The 714-nt window shown below is 44.7% G+C and carries 1 protein-coding gene; it reads right to left on the bottom strand.

All coding sequences use genetic code 11. The features are described from left to right. A partial coding sequence (locus ACFIO5_RS11795) for a UDP-N-acetylglucosamine 1-carboxyvinyltransferase (protein WP_375705511.1) occupies positions 1–714 on the bottom strand: 714 nt, incomplete at both ends.

Raw genomic sequence — 714 nt, 5'->3', positions numbered from 1 at the left:
CAACCTTTCAAACCCACGATCAAGATGATACACGCGATTAACGGTCGTTTTTCCCTTTGCAGCGAGTGCAGCAATCACAAGAGAGACAGAAGCACGCAAATCGGTTGCCATTACCGGCGCACCTTGTAGGTGCTCTGTTCCAAAGACGGTTGCCGTCTGACCATCGAGCTTTATTTTCGCACCCAAACGATTGAGTTCCTGCACATGCATAAAGCGATTTTCGAAAATTGTTTCGGTAATATGAGAGATTCCCTGAGCGCGGGTCATCAGAGCCATGAATTGGGCTTGGAGATCCGTTGGAAAAGCCGGATAAGGACCTGTTTTAATATCAACGGGCATTATTTTTGTTTGGCGTAAATTTCTTTTAAGATGAATTCCTTGAGGTTTGATTTCGATATCAAGTCCAGTTTTTTGGAGGATCTCAAGCACTTGTGTAAGATGGTGAGGGTTAGCATTTTTGAGCATCACATCCCCCCCAGTCATAGCAACAGCCATTGCATAAGTTCCGGCTTCAATTCGGTCAGGGATGACAGATATTCTTGCTCCGTTAAGTTTTTGAACGCCTTCGATGGTAAGAATTGTTGTTCCTTCACCGGTTATTTTTGCGCCCATTGCATTAAGGGCTTGAACAAGGTTTGTCACTTCAGGTTCACAAGCAGCATTTTCGAGGACGGTTTTTCCATTTGCGGTTACAGCAGCCATGATCATAACATG

The organism is Bartonella sp. AA86SXKL (assembly GCF_042196885.1).
The sequence above is the reverse complement of the archived record's forward strand: the minus strand, read 5'-3'. Positions and strand labels throughout refer to the sequence as shown.